13 protein-coding genes are annotated in these 19,329 nt (G+C 36.4%); 11 read left to right on the forward strand and 2 right to left on the reverse strand.

Annotation, left to right across the window (positions count from 1 at the left end):
* Positions 1–78: 78 nt before the first annotated feature.
* Positions 79–1,560, reverse strand: a complete 1,482-nt coding sequence (locus OZP11_RS07675; RefSeq protein WP_281234634.1) for a carboxypeptidase regulatory-like domain-containing protein — start codon at positions 1,558–1,560, stop codon at positions 79–81.
* A 226-nt stretch (positions 1,561–1,786) separates the two neighbouring features.
* Between OZP11_RS07675 and OZP11_RS07680 the strand changes: the two genes are divergently transcribed.
* The 4 genes from OZP11_RS07680 to OZP11_RS07695 all read left to right on the forward strand — a co-directional run bounded on the left by OZP11_RS07680 (position 1,787) and on the right by OZP11_RS07695 (position 5,884).
* Positions 1,787–4,099, forward strand: a complete 2,313-nt coding sequence (locus OZP11_RS07680; RefSeq protein WP_281234635.1) for a type IA DNA topoisomerase — start codon at positions 1,787–1,789, stop codon at positions 4,097–4,099.
* A 137-nt stretch (positions 4,100–4,236) separates the two neighbouring features.
* A complete protein-coding gene (locus OZP11_RS07685) occupies positions 4,237–4,713 on the forward strand; it encodes a DUF6265 family protein (RefSeq protein ID WP_281234636.1) in 477 nt (158 codons plus the stop codon).
* 9 nt (positions 4,714–4,722) lie between these two features.
* Positions 4,723–5,304 (forward strand): hypothetical protein, encoded by a 582-nt coding sequence (locus OZP11_RS07690; protein WP_281234637.1) that lies wholly within the window; start codon positions 4,723–4,725, stop codon positions 5,302–5,304.
* Positions 5,305–5,371: 67 nt separating this feature from the next.
* Positions 5,372–5,884, forward strand: a complete 513-nt coding sequence (locus tag OZP11_RS07695) for a DUF6265 family protein (RefSeq protein WP_281234638.1) — start codon at positions 5,372–5,374, stop codon at positions 5,882–5,884.
* Between the two features lie 134 nt (positions 5,885–6,018).
* Here the strand turns inward: OZP11_RS07695 and OZP11_RS07700 are convergent, their stop codons facing one another.
* Positions 6,019–7,179, reverse strand: coding sequence for an MFS transporter (locus OZP11_RS07700; RefSeq protein WP_281234639.1), 1,161 nt, complete (start codon positions 7,177–7,179; stop codon positions 6,019–6,021).
* Between the two features lie 251 nt (positions 7,180–7,430).
* Here OZP11_RS07700 and OZP11_RS07705 point away from each other — a divergent pair, with 251 nt between their 5' ends.
* The 7 genes from OZP11_RS07705 to OZP11_RS07735 all read left to right on the forward strand — a co-directional run bounded on the left by OZP11_RS07705 (position 7,431) and on the right by OZP11_RS07735 (position 19,308).
* Positions 7,431–9,764 (forward strand): TonB-dependent receptor, encoded by a 2,334-nt coding sequence (locus tag OZP11_RS07705; protein WP_281234640.1) that lies wholly within the window; start codon positions 7,431–7,433, stop codon positions 9,762–9,764.
* Positions 9,765–9,850: 86 nt separating this feature from the next.
* On the forward strand, positions 9,851–11,020 hold the full coding sequence (locus tag OZP11_RS07710) for a PepSY-associated TM helix domain-containing protein (protein ID WP_281234641.1): 1,170 nt from the start codon (positions 9,851–9,853) through the stop codon (positions 11,018–11,020).
* Between the two features lie 125 nt (positions 11,021–11,145).
* Positions 11,146–13,575 (forward strand): TonB-dependent receptor, encoded by a 2,430-nt coding sequence (locus OZP11_RS07715; RefSeq protein WP_281234642.1) that lies wholly within the window; start codon positions 11,146–11,148, stop codon positions 13,573–13,575.
* A gap of 210 nt (positions 13,576–13,785) precedes the next feature.
* Positions 13,786–14,511, forward strand: a complete 726-nt coding sequence (locus tag OZP11_RS07720; RefSeq protein ID WP_281234643.1) for a DUF4198 domain-containing protein — start codon at positions 13,786–13,788, stop codon at positions 14,509–14,511.
* A 244-nt stretch (positions 14,512–14,755) separates the two neighbouring features.
* On the forward strand, positions 14,756–17,062 hold the full coding sequence (locus OZP11_RS07725; RefSeq protein WP_281234644.1) for a TonB-dependent siderophore receptor: 2,307 nt from the start codon (positions 14,756–14,758) through the stop codon (positions 17,060–17,062).
* A 173-nt stretch (positions 17,063–17,235) separates the two neighbouring features.
* A complete protein-coding gene (locus OZP11_RS07730; protein ID WP_281234645.1) occupies positions 17,236–18,549 on the forward strand; it encodes an APC family permease in 1,314 nt (437 codons plus the stop codon).
* 135 nt (positions 18,550–18,684) lie between these two features.
* Positions 18,685–19,308: a GyrI-like domain-containing protein gene (locus OZP11_RS07735; RefSeq protein WP_281234646.1), complete on the forward strand. Its 624-nt coding sequence runs from the start codon at positions 18,685–18,687 to the stop codon at positions 19,306–19,308.
* The last annotated feature ends 21 nt before the right edge of the window (positions 19,309–19,329 follow it).

Below are 19,329 nucleotides of genomic sequence, written 5' to 3' on the forward strand. Positions count from 1 at the left end.
TTGTTTCACAATAAAAAAAGCTGCAAGAAATAATTACTGCAGCTTTTATTGTTAAAGAAATAAATTCTTTTGGATTTTTTAGAATGAACTTACAAAAGTTGCGGCAGGATCTTTATGATCTTTCCATTTTTCATTTGAATAGGCAACATCATCTACTGCAATTTGAAGCATTGAAGTATTGTTTAAAAAGTTACCTCCTTTGAAGTTTTTATTATTACCTGATTTAAGATTTAGTTTTGTCAAAACATTGTTATTGCAAATTAAATAATAACCATCCTTTGTTGCCAAAAGCGGGTTTTTAGAGCAATCCAAAGTTCCAAGAACATTATAAGCACAGCTTAAATTAAGTAATTTTGTATTTTGGCTTACATCTAAATTTAACAGCAAATTATTATTGCATACCAGTGTTGTTAATTCTGAACATTTAGTAACATCGATTGATGTAATTTCATTTCTTCCACAAGAAACAGTTGTAAGAGCAGCATTTTTCGTCAAATCCAAAGAAGTCAGCTTGTTTTTATCAATATTAAGAACTCTTAAAATACTATTGTTTGAAACATCAATAGTTTGAAAGTTATTTTCGATACAGTATAAAACTTCTAAAGCCGGATTTTTTGAAACATCGATTGTATTCAATCCAACAGCATTTATATAAAAATATCGCAGTGCCGGGTTCTTAGAAACATCAATACTTGTAAGTGCCAATTGGCTTACGTACAAATCTTGCAATGCTGCATTATTTGAAAGATCAAGTGTTGTAATTTTATTATCGCCGCAAGACAACATTTTAAGGTTTGTATGCTTTGTAACATCTAAAGTGCTGATAGAATTTCCGCTGATATCGATTGATTCCAGTGCCAGATTTTTTGAAATATCCAGAGTGGTAATTTCATTCGTAGCTAAATTTAGGCTTTTAAGCGCTGTGTTTTTTGAAATGTCAATAGATTTTAGTTTTATAACAGAGCTGCCATATAAATTTGAACATGAGAATGATTCTAAAGCTGTAAAATCCTGAAGTCCTGTTACATCTGCTATTCCTGAGTCATTAAGACTTAAATTTTTAACTGAACTGATTTTATAGGTTGGCACACTTCCGTTTATTGGTCCTGAATCAAGCCCCATATCGATTAGTTTTTTCTCAAAAGCAGCATCAGGAATTGCTGTCACTTTCGATTCGTCTGCAGATATGTTTATCGTTACCTGAAGATCCTGGCCTCCTGATACTACGGCCGGAGTAGTTTTAGTGATATAATTTGCATAAGCAGCCACAAGGCTGATTTTTCCTGTTGGGATAGTCGTGAATTTAAATATTCCGTCTGCTCCTGTTGTTACGGTTTTATCAGTTTGTCCGTCTTGTTTTAAAGTTACTACGGCTCCGTTAACCACTACGCCTTCTGCCTGTACAAATCCGGAAACACTTCCTGTAGTTGGAACAGTTACAGGAGGTGCCTGCGGGGCATCGTCGCTGCTGCAAGACGATAAACTCATCCCGATAATTGCTAAAAACAAAAATAATATTCTGCTGATTTTTACAGAATTCAAAGGGTAAAATTGGCTCATAATTAGGGTATTTGTTAATTCCGACAAAATAAATTATAAAAACTGTTAAAACCTAATTAACAGAAAAAATAAGGCTAATTTTCACATCCGGCCGATGAAATATTCCGCTGGAATATAAAACCTCTGCGTCCTTACGCCTCTTCTGTAAACCATTCCCAGAGGCAAACAAACCTTTGTACCTTTCTTATAAAATTCCTAATTTCGCTCTTTAATTAGAAAGGAGAAAATGAAGGTCTGTATAGCTGAGAAACCAAGTGTAGCACGAGAAATAGCATCTGTTTTGGGCGCCAATACCAAACATGACGGCTATTACGAAGGAAACGGTTATGCCGTAACCTACACTTTTGGTCATTTATGCACCTTAAAAGAACCCAACGATTATAAACCACACTGGAAAAGCTGGGATTTGAACAATCTGCCCATGCTTCCTGAAAAATTCGAAACCAAAGTGGTACAGAATTCCGGGATACAAAAACAGTTTAAAATCATCAAAAGTCTTTTTGATAAAGCCGAAGTGGTGATAAACTGCGGGGATGCCGGACAGGAAGGAGAACTCATCCAGCGCTGGGTCATGAACGAAGCGCATTATAAAGGCGAAATTCAGCGCTTATGGATTTCGTCGCTTACTACCGAAGCTATAAAAGAAGGATTTGAAAACCTGAAACCTTCTTCGAATTACGATAATTTATTCTACGCCGGATTTTCCAGAGCCATTGGCGACTGGTTATTAGGAATGAATGCCACTCGTTTGTACACCGTAAAACACGGCGGTTACAAACAAGTTTTGTCTATTGGGCGCGTGCAAACGCCTACTCTGGCAATGGTGGTTGACCGGTTTAGGGAAATCGAAAACTTTAAACCGCAGCCGTATTGGGAATTACAGACTTTATACAGAGAAACACTTTTCAGCTATGAAGAAGGCCGTTTTCTGAATAAGGAAGACGGGGAAATTCTGGCTGAAAAAGTAAAACAAAGTGATTTTGAAATTGTTTCTGTCGACAAAAAGAACGGAAACGAATATGCACCGAAACTTTTTGACTTAACGGGTTTACAGGTATACAGCAATCAGAAATTTGGGTTGTCGGCAGAAGAAACACTGAAAATTGCCCAAACATTATATGAACAGAAAGTCATTACGTACCCGAGGGTTGATACGACTTTTTTGCCAAATGACATTTATCCGAAAGTACCGGGGATTCTGCAAAAATTAACCAATTACGCCGAACTGACTGAACCTCTTTTAGGAAAAAAAATAAAGAAATCGCCAAAGGTTTTCAACGACAAAAAAGTAACAGATCACCATGCGATTATTCCAACCGGAATCCAGAACAATCTGCCGTATAATCAGCAGCAGGTGTATGATATTATCGTAAAACGTTTTATAGCCGTATTTTACGATGACTGTCTGGTGGCCAATACAACTGTAATAGGAAAAGCGGCCGATGTAACTTTTAAAGCAACGGGAAAAGAAATCCTGAAAAAAGGTTTCAGAGTTGTTTTTGAAGATCCTAATGCTAAGGAAAAAGAACCGGACTTACTGCCGGGTTTTGTCGTGGGCGAAAAAGGCCCGCATGAACCGTCGTTTCTTCAAAAGGAAACCAAACCGCCCAATCAGTTTACCGAAGCAACTTTACTTCGCGCAATGGAAACAGCCGGAAAACAGGTTGATGACGAGGATTTGCGCGAATTGATGAAAGAAAACGGAATTGGTCGTCCGTCTACCCGTGCTAATATTATCGAAACGCTTTTTAAACGTCAGTACATTGTTCGTAACAAAAAACAGGTTTTACCTACTTTAACGGGAATCCAGCTTATTGATACGATTCAGAATGAACTGGTAAAATCGGCTGAGCTTACCGGAACCTGGGAAAAACAGCTCAAAGATATCGAAAAAGGAACTTTTACAGCTTCTGCCTTTATAAAAAACATGAAAAGCATGGTCGAAGCTTTAGTTACCGAAGTTAGAAGTGAAACGAGACATGCCAATATTTCGCATGCCGCAACGATCCAAAAACCTGCTGCCAAACCGGAAAAAAAGAAAGCCGACGGAATTTTGGCAGAAAATTGTCCGAAATGTCAAAAAGGAAACCTGATAAAAGGGAAATCGGCTTTTGGGTGCAGCGAGTATAAATCGGGCTGCGACTTTGTTCTGCCTTATGTTTTCTCGGATAAAAAAATCACCGAAAGCCAATATTTACGATTATTACAAAAGGGCTCGACAGTAAATATAAAAGGTTTTAAAACCGAAGCCGGAACGGTTGAAGGTTTAATACGCTTTGAAGAAAACTACAAATTAAAATTAGAACCCAAAAAAACGGGCACGAAAACATCGAAAGAAACTTCAAAAGAAGCATCGGATTCTTTGTTATGTCCGAAATGTAAAAAAGGAACTATATTAAAAGGTAAAACAGCCTATGGCTGCGCCGAATATAAATCAGGCTGTGATTTTAAAGTCACTTTTGATGAAGTCCGCGCGAAACTAAAAGACCAAAAACCAACAAAAGAATTGGTACATTCTATTTTGTCATCGAGCATTTAATTTTTTTTTTGACGCGAATTTGTGGTAAGCCTACTCTCCTTTTTTTAAAAAAATCGTGAATTCGCAGTTATTACCATTCTGCATTTTCACTCAACATTTTTTCATACTTTAGTGGCGCTTAACTAATACTCATAAATATGTTTCAAAAAATTACGCTCCTGTCTGTTATCATAGCTTTTGTTTCGTGCGAGAAAAAAGAAACCGTTGAAAAAGACAAAATAAAAAAAGCCGACTGGTTAATAGGAAACTGGGAAAATACGTCTGCTGAAGGTATTCTAACCGAAAACTGGCAGAAATTAAACGATAGTACTTTCAGCGCCGCTTCTTATTTTGTAAAAGGAAAAGATACGCTGCATTTTGAAACAATCATTCTGGCTCAATTAGGAGAAACACTGACTTATAAAGCTACTGTAAAAGGTCAGGACGAAGACAAACCGGTTTTCTTCCCTTCTGTTTCTGAAACAGATACACAGCTTGTTTTTGAAAATCAGAAACACGATTATCCGCAAAAAATCACCTATACAAAAAGTGCTGATAATTCTTTGACAACTGAAATTTCCGGAAAAATTGACGGGAAACCGAGTTCGGAAAAGTTTGTTATGACAAAGAAGTAATTTTTTGTTATGACCAAAACAAAAAAACGACTCCTTACAATTGCGATTCCTGTCCTGCTTTTTGCTGTAAGCGCTCCCCTATTCTATTTTGCAACTGTACAATATAAAAAAAGTTTTATAGAACTTAATTCATTAAAAATATCAAAAGTTGAGCTTGAAAAGGGAAATTACAGCTTATATAACATAACCAATGAAAAGGCGCCAAATGCTCATTTTGACATTGAAATCGCTGAAAATAAAAAGCTCCGGCATTTAAAAATTTCAGTATTACAAAGCAAGAAAAGCTGGTTCATAGGTGCAGCCTCAACCGTTACATTAAACGATAAAAAATACCAGCTTTTACGAGACATTACCATTTCTCAAAATGGACTTTATTCTGTTGCTGTTGCTAATCCGGAAGCAATTAAGGTAAATCTGGCAATTCAGAACCAAAGTGCCGACAGTCATTTTTTTAAATTGATTTTGATTTATTATGGCATTTCGGTATTGAGTATTATAGGGCTTTTAATTGTACTGCTCATTTTTCTTGTAAAGGCTCTTCGGGAAAAAAAGAAAAACCAACACAGAAAACTGTTTTTTAAATTACTATAAACAATTACAAATCAGAATTTTATTATATATTTGATTTCAAACTGTAAACTTCCAAAACCACCAAAAGATGAGATCAAATACTATTTTATTATTCACTTTCACAGCTTTAACGCTTCTTTCCTGTAAAAAAGAAACAAATCAGGAAACTAAAATTGAAACAGCAGTTAAAACCTATCCCAATATTTCTAAAGCAGACTGGTTTATTGGCGAATGGGGGAATAAATCTGCCGAAGGCGAACTTACCGAACGCTGGAGAAAAGAAAATGATTCGGTTTATTTTGGCGAATCTTATTTTGTCGTGGGCGAAAAAGACACCGTTTTCGGGGAGCATGTGCATCTTGAAGATGCAGGGGGCAAACTGGCGTTTATAGTAACCGTTCCGGGGCAGAATGACGAACTTCCTGTACGATTTGAAATGACCTCTTCTACAGAAAATAAAATTGTTTTCGAAAATCCAAAACACGATTATCCAAGTAAAATTGTGTACGAAAAAGTTGGAAACGATTCAATGGTCGCTGAAATTTTTGGTATCAAAAAAGGAAAACCGGCATCGGAACTATTTAAAATGAAAAAGCGATAATACTGTTTATCCTGAAATAAATATGTAAAAAACTTTCCGCCTTTGCGCTTCGAGGCAATACTCAAAATCCGACGTACTTTGCAAAATCTTTGCTTTGTTTGCGGTTAAATAATACCCGCAACAGCAAAAACAAGTTATTCGTTCTCCCCAATCTTATTCACCATAAAGATCATCATTATACCCAAAAGCGCCATTATTAAAAACGCCCATTTCATACTTAGATATTCAGAGATAAAACCTACCATTGGCGGCACGAGTAAAAACCCAAGATAACCAATTGTAGAAATAGAAGTCAACGCTGAACCGCTGCTCAGTTTAGACGATCTTCCGGCAATACTAAACACCAGCGGCACCACACAGGAAACCCCAAATCCGATTAAAACATAACCAAAAATCGTGGGATAAGCATACGGCAGGATAAAGCAAATTCCAAAACCTACTGTTATTAATATACCGCTGTAAAGCAGGATTTTTTTGGTCCCAAATTTCATTACCCCATAATCGCCAAACAAACGTCCTAAAGTTACAGCACTGGCAAAAAATACAAAAGCAGCACTGGTTAACTTTGGTGAAGCTTTTAATATATTTTCAAAATAAATACCGCTCCAGTCGTACATCGTATTTTCGCAGGCCATAGAAACGAAACAAATCAGGGCGAACTTTACCAGATTTTTTTCCGGCATCGAAAAGAATTTCTTTTTAACCGGAACAGGCTCATTATGAATACTCATAGGATAAAAAAGAGCCGTAAGAGCCAGCATAAAAACACTCACGCCCAATAAATGGTGTGCCGGCGCAATGTGCTGTGTGACCATTACATACCCCAGACCAGCGCCCGAGAAAACAGCAATACTCCACACTGCGTGAAAACGGGTAATAATCGATTTTGGATATAGTTTCTGCACTTCAAGCGATTGTGCATTAATAGACAAGTTGAAAATATTTCGGGAAGCTCCAAAAATCAAAAGAATAATAACCAATTGCCACACAAAAGCCGCCAAACCGGGCAGTGACAATACGATATTAAACATAATAGCGCCTAAAAGCATAATATAGCGGCTGCTGTATTTATTTAAAAGTTTGCCTGTAAAAGGCATCGTGAGCATTAAACCAATGGGAAAAGCAAATAAAACCGCTCCAAATTCGGCTTCACTTAAATGCAATTGTGCTTGTATATGCGGGATTCTCGAAACCCAGGAAGAATATCCAAAACCGGAAAGGAAAAAAAAGACAGTATTAGCAATACGGTATCCTCTTGGCGTATACTGCATCTTTTTTAAGAAGGGTAAAATCATGCTTTCTTTTTTTCAAAGTGCAAAATTAAGCCTTTTAGAACGAATAATTGTCTTTTTTACGCTTTATTAATACGTATGATTTCTAAGAATTCCCAATTGCTAAAATGAAAGATAATTCGCCATTTTTAGCAGAAAAAGACACATTATTTCAAATCATTACAATAAAATTTGCCCACAAAACAATAATTTTTACATTTGCGCTGTTTTTATTTATTCTAAATAAGAAATAATATTTAACCAATTTAAAACCAATGAAATATTTTAGTCTGAAAACAAGTCGTTTTCTATTTACAATCAGCTTTCTATTTTCGTTTTTTGCCCTTTTTGCACAACAAAACAGCGCAAAAATAAAAGGAATCATCACAACCTCTGACGGCGAACCTGCTGCAGGAGTAAATGTTATTTTAAAAAATTCAAAATACTGGACCATCACCAATGATAACGGAAGTTTTGACTTTAACCGTGTAAAAAGCAATACTTATACCCTTCAGGTTTCTCTTTCAGGCTATGAAACTATTGAAAAAGAAGTCATTGCAGCCGATAACGAAACAACCGAAATTAACCTGCAGTTAAAAGTTTCCAACAAAGAATTACAGGAAGTGGTGGTAAACAGCAAAAAAAGCATCACTTCAAAAAAAACAGATTATGTAGCCAGAATGCCGCTTAAAAACCTCGAAAACCCTCAGGTGTACAGTGTGATCCATAAAGAACTTCTGCTGGAGCAGGTTGCAGTAGACATTAAAAATGCGGTTCAAAATTCGCCTGGTGTTGTACCTATCAGTTATCCTTCGGGAGGAATTGGATTAATATTCAGAGGATTTTCTGTTGGTGTAAATGCCCGAAACGGAATGGAAACGGTTTCCGGACGTTCTTCTGTAGATCTTGGAAATGTTGAAAGAATTGAGATTATGAAAGGTCCTTCGGGAACTTTATTTGGTTCTTCTGTTTCTTCATTTGGAGGGGTTGTAAATCTTGTTACAAAAAAACCTTTTGAAACAACAGCAGCCGAAATATCATATACAACAGGAAGTTACAGCTTAAACCGTCTTACTGCGGATGTAAATACGCCGTTAAATGCAGATAAAACCGTATTGTTTCGAGTAAACATGGCTGTAAACAGAGAAAAAAGTTTCCTGGATTACGGGTTTAACAACACGCTTCTTTTCGCACCAAGTCTTACGTACAAAGCATCTGACAAACTTACTTTTAATTTTGATGCCGAAATTTACAATGTAAATAATACCAGACGTACTTACAATACGTATGCTCCAACATCAGGAATTACAAATCCTGGCGATCTAAAAATAGACTACAAAAAATCGATGTTCCATGACGATAATGATGCAAAAAGTACTGCAACAAAAGTTTTTGCACAAGCAGAATATGAACTATCAGAAAACTGGAAATCAACCACGATATTTTCTTTTGTCGGCGAAGATGTAGAGCGCAGCTATCAGAGTTATGCCGTTTGGAGTTCACCAACACAGGCAGAACGAAGAGTTGGACTTTGGGGACCTATTTTTAATAATTATACCAATATACAGGAAAACCTTAACGGAAAATTTTCTACCGGAAGCATCAAACACAAATTTTTGGCCGGTGTAAATTACAGACTTTACAGTTCTAACTTTTCAGGAGGAAGAACATTCACTCTTGACAATATTGATGTAACAGCTCCCTTTGCTCCTATCAGGAGAAAAGATGTAGATGCCGGACTTGTTTTAACAACTTCTCCTGTAGCCGATCAAAAAACGTTCAGTATTTATGCCTGTGATGTGGTTAATTTTACAGACCGTCTTTCGGCAATGCTGAGTTTGCGTTTTGACAATTTTGAACGCGAAAAAGTAGGAACAGTTGAAGGTTATCATCAAAATGCCTTATCTCCAAAATTGGGATTAGTGTATGAATTGGTTAAAGATCAGGTTTCTGTATTTGGAAATTACATGAATGGTTTTCAAAATATGCAGCCGGTAACACAGCCAAATCAGTCTTTACTGGTTTTAGATCCTATTTATGCCGTACAGTATGAAGGAGGGGTAAAAGCCGAAGCCTTTAACAAAAAACTAACCGGATCTGTAAGTTATTACAACATTACTATTGATAATGCTACCAGAGTTGATGATACAGGTTATACCATACAAGACGGAAAACAGGTTAGTAAAGGTTTTGAATTTGAATTAATGTCGACTCCTGCTAATGGTTTAAACATTGTGGCAGGATATGCTTACAATGATAACCGAATTGTAAAAGCAAGTGCCGTAGGCGGTACAAGCATAGAAGGAAACAAAGCGGCCAGTGCGCCCGAAAATGTGGCAAACTTCTGGACAACGTATACTTTTCAAAACAAATTAAAAGGTTTAGGACTGGGTGCCGGAGCCAATTATATTGATAAAAATTACTTTACAGCAGAGAATACGGTTTACATGCCGTCGTATACAATTTATAATGCTACTGTATTTTACGATCATTCTTCATGGCGAATTGGTTTAAAATGCAACAACCTTACGAATAAAAAATACTGGGATTTCTGGGGTTCATCAAATGCTCCAAGCACTATTCTGGCAAACCTGACTATTAAATTTTAAAACTTAGTCTCAAAAAAAAACACCTCTGTCCTAAAAGTCATGAGGTGTTTTTTTACTAAAATCAGCTTGTTTTTTAAAGTAAAACCATGACATTTAAAAATTTTATAAAAAAAGTACATTTATGGCTGGGATTATCTTCCGGCCTAATTGTTATCATATTGGGAATAACGGGCTGTTTATATGCTTTTGAAGAAGAATTACGCCCTATTGTTCACGACTATTATTATGTCGATCAGGTAAAAAGCCAAAAACTGCCCATCAGCCGGTTACTAGAAATTGCACAGGAAAAGAACAAGAAGATAAATCCAAATCAAATACTTTCGGGATGCAGGACAATTAGTGATGATAAACGCACGGTTATAATCTGGTTTTTTGAAGAACTGGATAAAGATGCCGTATGGTACTGGAATCGCTATCAGAGCACCTATTTTTACATGGATCCTTATACCGGAAACATTGAAGAAATAGAAGACTATAATTTTGAGTTTTTTGTTTTTATCAGAATGCTTCACCAGACACTCTGCCTAAACAGTACAATTGGCGATCCTATTGTAGGAACTGCGACTATTATTTTTATTATTTCGCTTATTACTGGACTTGTGCTTTGGTGGCCCAAGAACAAACAGGCCGCAAAACAACGTTTTTGGTTTCGATGGAAAAACACTACACAGTGGAAACGCAAAAATTACGACCTGCATAATATCATGGGCTTTTACATGATGATTTTTGCGCTGATTCTTGCCCTTACCGGATTAGTCTGGGCTTTCGAATGTTACGACAAAGGGGTTCAGTGGCTTTTTAACGGAGGAAAAACATACGAAAGGGAAAAAATCGTTTCGGATACTTCGCAATACAATCAAAACAACCCTGCCGATAAAATATACGCCGCAACAAAACAATTAGAACCTAATGCCAAAAGTTACTATTTGTTTCTCCCAAAAGCCGATGATTCTCTGGCTGTATTTCAAACATTTGTGCGTTATGAAAACCGTTTTAATGATGTTTCGATGCAATTTGACCGGTATACTGCAAAACCGCTTAAAATAACTACTTATGACGATAAAAATAATGGCGAGAAATTCCGCTTCATAAATTATGATCTTCATGTAGGAAGTATTCTGGGCTTTCCCGGAAAAGTCCTGGCTTTTTTTGCCAGTCTGGTATGTGCCAGCCTGCCGGTAACCGGCTTTTTAATCTGGTGGGGAAGAAATAACAAAAAGAAGAAAACCCCTTCTAAAGAAAAGACTGTCAAGTAAATTCTTTCTTTTAAAATCACAAAATAATCTAAGACAGCCTAAATATTTCTTGTTAAGGATGTTATAATTTCATAACTTTGTTTGTATTCATTCTAAATAACCACTTACTAACTAAAAACCAGTAGATGAATCACTCTAAATCAAGCAGATGGTATGCCCTTTACCAAATTTGTCTGTTCTTTATTTTTACAGGCACCTTAGCTGCACAGCAAAACAGCGGAAAAATTAAAGGCACAATCACAACGCGAGACAGAGAGGCTGCTGCGGGGGTAAATGTCATCCTTAAAAATTCGAAATACAGCACGATATGTAATGATGATGGTACTTTTGAATTTATCCGCGTAAAACCCGGCACATACATTCTCCAGATTTCCTTAACCGGTTATGAAACACTGGAAGAAAAAGTAATTGTTGAAGCAAATCAAACTACTTCCTTGAATTTACAGCTTAAGGTTTCCAACAAGCAGCTAAAAGAAGTTGTCATTACCGGCAGCAGTAGAAAAGCTTTTCCGAAGCAAAGCAACTATGTATCACGATTACCGCTGAAAAATATCGAAAATCCACAGGTATATAATGTCGTTTCTTCTGAAATTATGAAAGAACAGGCCATTACAAATTACGAAGATGCCTTAAAAAATGTACCTGGTATCCAGAAACTCTGGGAATCTACAGGACGCGGCGGTGACGGTGGTTCTTACTATACCCTTAGAGGCTTTGAAACTCAGGCAAATATCATAAACGGACTTCCCGGTTTGACAAACGGAACTCTTGATCCGGCAAATGTTGAACGAATTGAGGTAATCAAAGGCCCATCTGGAACTTTATTCGGGAGCAGTTTAATAAGTTATGGCGGCCTGATTAATACCATTACCAAAAAACCTTACAATGGTTTTGGAGGCGAGATTTCCTATCTTACAGGAAGTTTTGGATTAAACAGAGCGACGGTTGATGTAAATACGCCACTGGACGAAAATAAAAAGATTTTGTTCAGGGTTAATTCGGCTTTTCAGACTGAGGATACTTTTCAGGATGCCGGTTTTCGTACTTCCTATTTTATAGCGCCTTCTGTATCATATAAAGTAAATGAAAAATTGTCTTTTCTTCTGACTACTGAAATTATGGAAGAAGAAAAAACAACACCCTCTATGTTGTTCCTTGGAAGAGATAAACCGCTTCAGTTTACCGATCTGGCTGATTTAAATTACAATACCGATTTATCATTTTACAGTAATGATTTATCAATAAAAAACCCAAGATTTAGTTTACAGGCTCAGATGAATTATAAGATTTCTTCTAAATGGAATTCGCAGACCGTATTTTCAAGAGGAACTTCTAAATCTAACGGATACTACTCGTATATCTATGATAACGAAGACGGAAACAGGGATTTTGGTTTCTGGATTACTAAAGAAAAATCTCAGACTGCCACTACGGATATTCAACAGAATTTCACTGGGGATTTTAAAATTGGCAATATGCGTAACCGTGTTGTAATTGGCTTTGATTATTTTAAAAGAGAAGTAGATTTTGGCGGAACGGGCTATGCTAAACTTTATAATTTAACAGCACAGGGACAAGTAAGACAAATTGATGAATCGAACCCGGCTTACCTGACTGTAGATTCTGTTGACAATCTTCTCGCTGCAGAACCGGGTCCTGATTTTCATTCAAGAGATGCTGCGTATAGTGCCTACGTCTCGGATGTGCTTAACATTACGCCTTCGCTTTTTGCGATGGCCAGTTTAAGAGTTGATTATTTTGATACCGAAGGAAATATAAACGATGATAAAGACAATGACAAACAAACCGCTTTATCGCCAAAATTTGGATTGCTGTATCAGCCAATAGAAGATAAACTAGCTGTTTTTGCCAACTATATGAATGGTTTTAAAAATATCGCGCCAACTGTTAATTATGATGATGATGGAGATTTTACTGGCACACAAACTTTTAAACCCGAACACGCTAATCAGTTCGAAATAGGTGCAAAAGGAAACCTGTATTCTGATAAACTCACAGCGACGATAAGTTACTACACTATTAATGTCTCCAATTTAGTTACCAGCAACCCTTTGTACAGCACACAAGGCGGTAAAGCAAGAAGCAACGGATTTGAATTTGATCTGAATGCGGCACCCGTAAAAGGTTTAAGCATTATTGCAGGATACAGCTATAACGAAAGTAAAATTATAAAAGGGGATCCAAAAAATGTCTGGCTCGATCAGGGGCAGAGACCTTTCTGGGCCGGTCCGAAAAACTTAGTAAACCTTTGGGCCACATACAAATTTGACGAAGGTATTTTAAAGAATTTCGGTCTTGGTTTTGGCGGGAACTACGCGAGCAAAAATGCCATTTTGGACAGTAAAGTTACCGGAAAATTTGTTTTACCGGACTATACCATATTCAACGGGACGGTTTTTTACAATGCAGCTAAATTCCGCGTAAGCGTAAATATAAATAATATTACAAATAAAGAATATTACAATGGAGGATGGTCGACAATAAATCCTCAAAAACCGCGAAGCTTCATAGCAGGTTTTGCCTATAAATTTTAATTCATAACTTTTTTTTATTTTTTTTTGAGCCTCGTCGAAATACTGACGGGGCTTTTTTAGTCTTGCTTTTATATTTATTTATTGATAATTATTCTAAATAAGCATTGTGTAACTGATTAAAAAGAGTACATTTGCTGTACAACAAAACCAATAAAAAATACTTAGATTTTTCTAAGATTTTTTTTAATATTAATTTTTAAATAGTACTCTATGAAATCAAAAACTTTTAAATTAATAACATTTGCATTTTTAATGCTTTTTGCAGCACCTCAACTTTTTGCTCACGCCCTTTGGATCGAAACTAAAGCAACCGGAACAAAAGGAAAAGCACAGGAAATTTCAGTTTATTTTGGAGAATTCTCTGATAACGATATTACAAAAGCAGATAAATGGTTTTCTGATTTAAAAGATTTTTCACTTATAGTAGTTTCGCCTTCAAAAAAAGAAACAAAACTTACAGCAAAAGCGCTGGATAATAAATACCAGGCTTTCTTTACGCCGGATGAAGACGGAGTTTACACCATCGTAATGCACCACACTGTAGGCGACGTTTACGGTACCATGAAATTAGACTACAATTCAAGCGCAACTGTAGTGGTAGGAAACAAAACAGCAGGAAATTATGCTATGGCAAACAAAAACCAAATTGGTTTATTTTCTGAAGATGCAGACATTGCAAAAAAGAACACAAAAGTTTCCGGTTTTGCGACTTATGACGGAACATCGGCTAAACAAACAAAAATTAAAGTAATCGCTCCAAACGGCTGGGAAAAAGAATTATGGACAGATGATAAAGGGATGTTCTCTTTTACACCTATATGGTCAGGAAATTATATGGTAGAATACGCTCATACTGACAAATCTGCCGGAGAACACAATGGTAAAAAATATGATGAAATCTGGAAAATGGCGACGTACCAAATTGCGGTAAAATAATTTCAGGCTATTTTTTCGATTACAATATCCAGTTAATTTTCAATTGAAACCTTGTTCTTATGAGCAAGGTTTTTTTTATGCTCTTAAGTTTAAATATTTTACTCAAAAAACACTAATTATTAAGCAAATCTTAAGACAAAACTAATAAACTTTTAAGTAAGAAATCACCCCTGAAATTCTGTAGTAAGGATTACGTGTATTTATATTTGCAGAAATTTATTTTTATTAAATCTAAATAAATAACATGAAATACAACTTACTATTCTTTCTTTCTTTATTAAGTTTTGCGGTTCACAGCCAGAACCATACAAATGAAGAAAACACCAAAGTAACGGATACCGTAAAAAATAAAAAAGGCGAAACCTTAAACGAAGTTATCGTTACCAAAACCAAAGAACCAAAACCGGTTACCGCGGTTCGTTCCGGTTTAAAACCAATGGATAATCCGCAGTCGATACAAGTTATTGGTTCTGAAATTATCGAACAGCAGCAAGCCATCCGCTTAAGCGAAGTACTAAAAAATGCCAACGGTGTTTATGTTAGTTCTGCCCGGGGCGGCGCGCAGGAATCTTTCTTTTCAAGAGGATATGATATGTCTGCCAATAATATGTTCAAAAACGGATTTCGTTATAATTCAGGTTCGATTCCGGATGTTTCAGGTTTAGAAAAAGTAGAATTTCTTAAAGGAGGTTCGGCTTTATTATTCGGAAATGTTGCTCCGGGCGGTATTGTGAATCTTGTTACCAAAACCCCCTTATTTAAAAGCGGCGGCGAAATTTCAATGCAGATGGGAAGTTTTGCTTACTACAAGCCTTCTATCGATTTTTACGGCCCTTTAAGCAAATCAATTGCTTTTAGAATCAATGGTTCTTACGAGAACTCAGAAAGCTTTAGGGATGTGGTAAAAAATGAGCGCGTTTACATTAATCCGTCATTACTTTTTATAATCGATGCCAAAACACAAATTACAGTTCAGGGAGATTATTTATCTGCCGACTGGACGCCGGATTTTGGAACCGGGATTATAGGAAAACAAATTTTAGATTTACCGCGTAATGCTTTTTACGGATCTTTATGGTCAAATGGTAATACAAAATCAGCCAGTGCTTCTGTCCTGGTAAACCATGATTTCAACAAAAACTGGAAACTTAACTTTAATTCTTCTTTTCAAAATTATGACAGAGGAAGTTTTTCTACAGCACAATTATCTGGTTTAGATACGTATGCGATTCCCGGAAACTGGAATCGAGGGCTGGCAAAAAACAAAAATTTAGAACAAATATTTGGAGATCAGTTAAGTCTTCAGGGGAATTTCAATACCGGATCTGTAAAACACCAGATTTTTACCGGAGCAGACTGGGAAAACTCTTTTGCAACTGCGTATACTTTTACATTTAATGAGCAATACGTACAAACTGGCGTAAAAGACGGCAAACCCGTTTACGGGCCTACCCTTTATGATCCGATAAACTTATTTACTTTTGATCCCAATAATCAAAGAATGGACATTCCATTATCTGGCAGAGCAACCCAAATTGTAAAAACAGATACGAATCGTTTTGGGGTTTATTTTCAGGATTTTATTTCGATTACAGACAAATTTAAAGTCTTAGCAGGTTTAAGATGGTCATGGCAGGAAGCCGAGGTAACTACTTATAAAGAAACAAACGGAGACGGAAGACCTGAAAATACAGTTCCGGTTGTAACGCCAAAACGTCTGGACAATGCTTTTTCTCCAAAAGCAGGAATTGTATATCAGCCGGCAAAAGACATTTCGGTATTTGGAAGTTATTCGAACTCGTTTACACCAAACTCAGGAAATACTGCAGACGGAGAAGCTATAAAACCCTCTATTATTGATCAGTATGAGGCCGGAATTAAAACAGATTTCTTTAAAGGATTATTAAGTACTAATGTTACGGTGTATCAAATTACAAACAGCAACCTGGCTCAAATGTCGCCAACTAAAGCCGACGGAACAGAAAATTCAGATCCAAACATTAAGGTTTTAAGCGGTGAAACCAAAAGCAAAGGTGTTGAAGTTGACGTTACTGCCCGACCAATTGACGGTTTGAATATTATTGCCGGTTACAGTTATAATGATATGCGTTATACTAAAACATCCGGCTTAAACGGAAGTTTTGTTCAAGGAGACCGTGTAGCAAGAACTCCTGTAAATACAGCCAATTTAAGTTTTTTTTATACTGTTCCTGAAGGTTTCTTTAAAGGTGTTTCGCTTGGCGCTGTTGGAAATTATATAGGAAAACGAATTGGCGGATGGAACGACGATTATTTGTGGACAGCTGTTAAACCTACGCCTGCAAATCCTAAACCGGATCCTGCATACACAATATCTGTCAGAGATCGTGATATTCCATTAGATGACTATGCTACAATTGATGTTTCTGCAGGTTATACGTGGAGGAAAATCTCGATTCTGTGCAAGTTATCAAACGTTACAAATGAATTAAATTATACCGTACACGAGAATTATAGTGTAAACCCAATAGCACCGCGCCAGATAATGACAAGCTTGCGTTATAAATTCTAAAAATTTGAATTAGATTATTTTCAAAACTTATTCCGGATTTCATATTTGAAAAACAGAAGAAGTTTTGGTTTTATTCAGAACCTCATTTATTACTAAATGAGGTTTTTGATTTTAACAAAAGAAAGTCTTTCAGGAATAATTACTTTTGCGGTCATAAAACAAAATTTCGAAACATGTCTGATACCGCCAAAAACCAATTGAAGAAAAGCCTTGGCCTAAGTTTTAACATTGCCGTATTAATTGGCGGTACAATTGGAGTTGGAATCCTGAGAACACCGGGAACCATTGCCGAAATGCTTAACAATTACTGGCTGGTTCTGGCTTCATGGCTCTTTGGAGGTTTGTACATCTTACTGGGCGCCAATTCATATTCTGAACTCGCCACCATGCTGCCAAAAGCGGGAGGTTCTTATAACTATATTAAAAGAGCTTTGGGCGAATATGCCGGGTTTTTATCCGGCTGGTACGATTATATTACCAATGTGATTCCGCCTGCATTTTACTGCATAGTAATTAGTGAATATATCATTATTTTGTTTCCTTCTCTGGCGTCTTATTCTACTGTAATGGCTATTTCCCTGCTATTTGCTTTTCTGCTGCTTCATTTAAGCGGTGTAAAAAACGGAAGCATCATTCAGCAGATTACAAGCTTATTAAAAGTGATTTGTTTTGTGGCTTTGGTTACCGCTTGTTTTATGTATACGGGTGTCGAAGTTCCAAAAATCCAGACTGATAACTCCATTTTTCATATCGGACTTATTTTTGGATTCTTTAAATCTTTACAGCTTATTATAGGAACTTATAATGGCTGGAACAGCGTCTGCTTTTTTGCCGAAGAAAATGAAAATCCAAATAAAAACATTCCAAAATCTTTGTACAGCGGTGTTATACTTGTTGCTGCAATTTATGTTTTGGTAAATGCCGCTTTTTTCCATGTACTGCCTATTGAAACTCTGGCCAAGTCGAATCTCGCTGCTGCCGATGTTGCCAAGATTCTGTTTGGCGAAAACGGTGCTAAAATCGTGACCGTAATTTCTATTTTCTCTTTAATCAGTATTTTGAATGCCTTTATGATGATTCCTCCAAGAATCCTTTACGGATTAAGCCGTGACGGTTTTTTTATCGCACAAGGCACAAAAGTAAACAAAGGCGGTACTCCAATAGTGGCACTTTTTGTATCGTCGCTTTTCAGTTTGTTTTTAATCTGCATTGGTTCTTTTGAAGTGTTGTTTTCTTTCGCCGCTTTTATCTCGATAATCGTTTGGGGGCTGGCGTATTTTTCGCTTTTAAAATTAAGAAGCAAAGAACCTAATCTTCCAAGACCTTACCACTCATTCTGGTATCCGTGGACAACCATAATCGCCATTATAGCCTCGATTGCTTTACTTGCCGGATTTATTTACAGCGATCCAAAAAGTTTTATAATTATTATTGGAATTACTGCGGTTTCTTATCCTTTATTTTTGGCTTTGCAGAAGAGAGAATAGTCATAATTCTAACAAAAAGTCCCGAATTACTTCGTCTATTTGCTTTCACGCGGGTTAAGGCAAAAAAACTTAAAAGCAGCTGACAGACTGTTGTCACTTAATATGATTTAATTTGTAATATAAAACCGAAAAAAAATGAACAAATTAGACTTAATAAAAACGGACAAGAACTATTATACTGCTAAAACGAATCCTGAAATTGTTTATATAGAAAAAACGAATTACATATCACTTACAGGCAAAGGAGATCCTTCGGGAATAGAATTTGCAGAAAAAATTCAGGCATTATACACCACAGCTTATGCAATAAAATTTATGCTAAAGGCCATAAATAATGATTTTGTTGTTCCAAAACTGGAAGCTCTCTGGAGTTTTGATACTGAAAAATATAAAAACATTTCGATGGATGAAGCACCATTGAAAATACCACGTGCTGAGTGGGATTACCGAATTATGATTAGAATGCCGGATTTTGTTACCAAAAAACAAATTCACAAATCTATAGATATTGCTGTCAACAAAAAGCAAAATGAATTAGCCCGAACAATCGAATTATTTGAATTGGAAGAAGGCAAAGTGATTCAGGTTCTTCATATCGGGCCTTTTGATAACGAACCAGCGACATTGAAAAAAATTCAGGAATTTAGTATTGAAAATAATTTGCAGCAAAATGGTTTGCATCACGAAATCTATCTTTCAGACTTTCGTAAAACAGCTCCTGACAAATTAAAAACCATACTTAGAGAACCTGTGAAATAACCTTACTTCTCTTGGAAAATC

The sequence above is a fragment of the Flavobacterium gelatinilyticum genome, from assembly GCF_027111295.1.
Lineage (GTDB): Bacteria > Bacteroidota > Bacteroidia > Flavobacteriales > Flavobacteriaceae > Flavobacterium > Flavobacterium gelatinilyticum.

Coding starts and splice junctions, on each gene's coding strand:
- OZP11_RS07700 (WP_281234639.1), bottom strand. CDS start 7,179: ATGATTTTACCCTTCTTAAAAAAGATGCAGTATACGCCAAGAGGATAC.
- OZP11_RS07680 (WP_281234635.1), top strand. CDS start 1,787: ATGAAGGTCTGTATAGCTGAGAAACCAAGTGTAGCACGAGAAATAGCA.
- OZP11_RS07725 (WP_281234644.1), top strand. CDS start 14,756: ATGAAATACAACTTACTATTCTTTCTTTCTTTATTAAGTTTTGCGGTT.
- OZP11_RS07685 (WP_281234636.1), top strand. CDS start 4,237: ATGTTTCAAAAAATTACGCTCCTGTCTGTTATCATAGCTTTTGTTTCG.
- OZP11_RS07710 (WP_281234641.1), top strand. CDS start 9,851: ATGACATTTAAAAATTTTATAAAAAAAGTACATTTATGGCTGGGATTA.
- OZP11_RS07730 (WP_281234645.1), top strand. CDS start 17,236: ATGTCTGATACCGCCAAAAACCAATTGAAGAAAAGCCTTGGCCTAAGT.
- OZP11_RS07715 (WP_281234642.1), top strand. CDS start 11,146: ATGAATCACTCTAAATCAAGCAGATGGTATGCCCTTTACCAAATTTGT.
- OZP11_RS07690 (WP_281234637.1), top strand. CDS start 4,723: ATGACCAAAACAAAAAAACGACTCCTTACAATTGCGATTCCTGTCCTG.
- OZP11_RS07735 (WP_281234646.1), top strand. CDS start 18,685: ATGAACAAATTAGACTTAATAAAAACGGACAAGAACTATTATACTGCT.
- OZP11_RS07675 (WP_281234634.1), bottom strand. CDS start 1,560: ATGAGCCAATTTTACCCTTTGAATTCTGTAAAAATCAGCAGAATATTA.
- OZP11_RS07705 (WP_281234640.1), top strand. CDS start 7,431: ATGAAATATTTTAGTCTGAAAACAAGTCGTTTTCTATTTACAATCAGC.
- OZP11_RS07720 (WP_281234643.1), top strand. CDS start 13,786: ATGAAATCAAAAACTTTTAAATTAATAACATTTGCATTTTTAATGCTT.
- OZP11_RS07695 (WP_281234638.1), top strand. CDS start 5,372: ATGAGATCAAATACTATTTTATTATTCACTTTCACAGCTTTAACGCTT.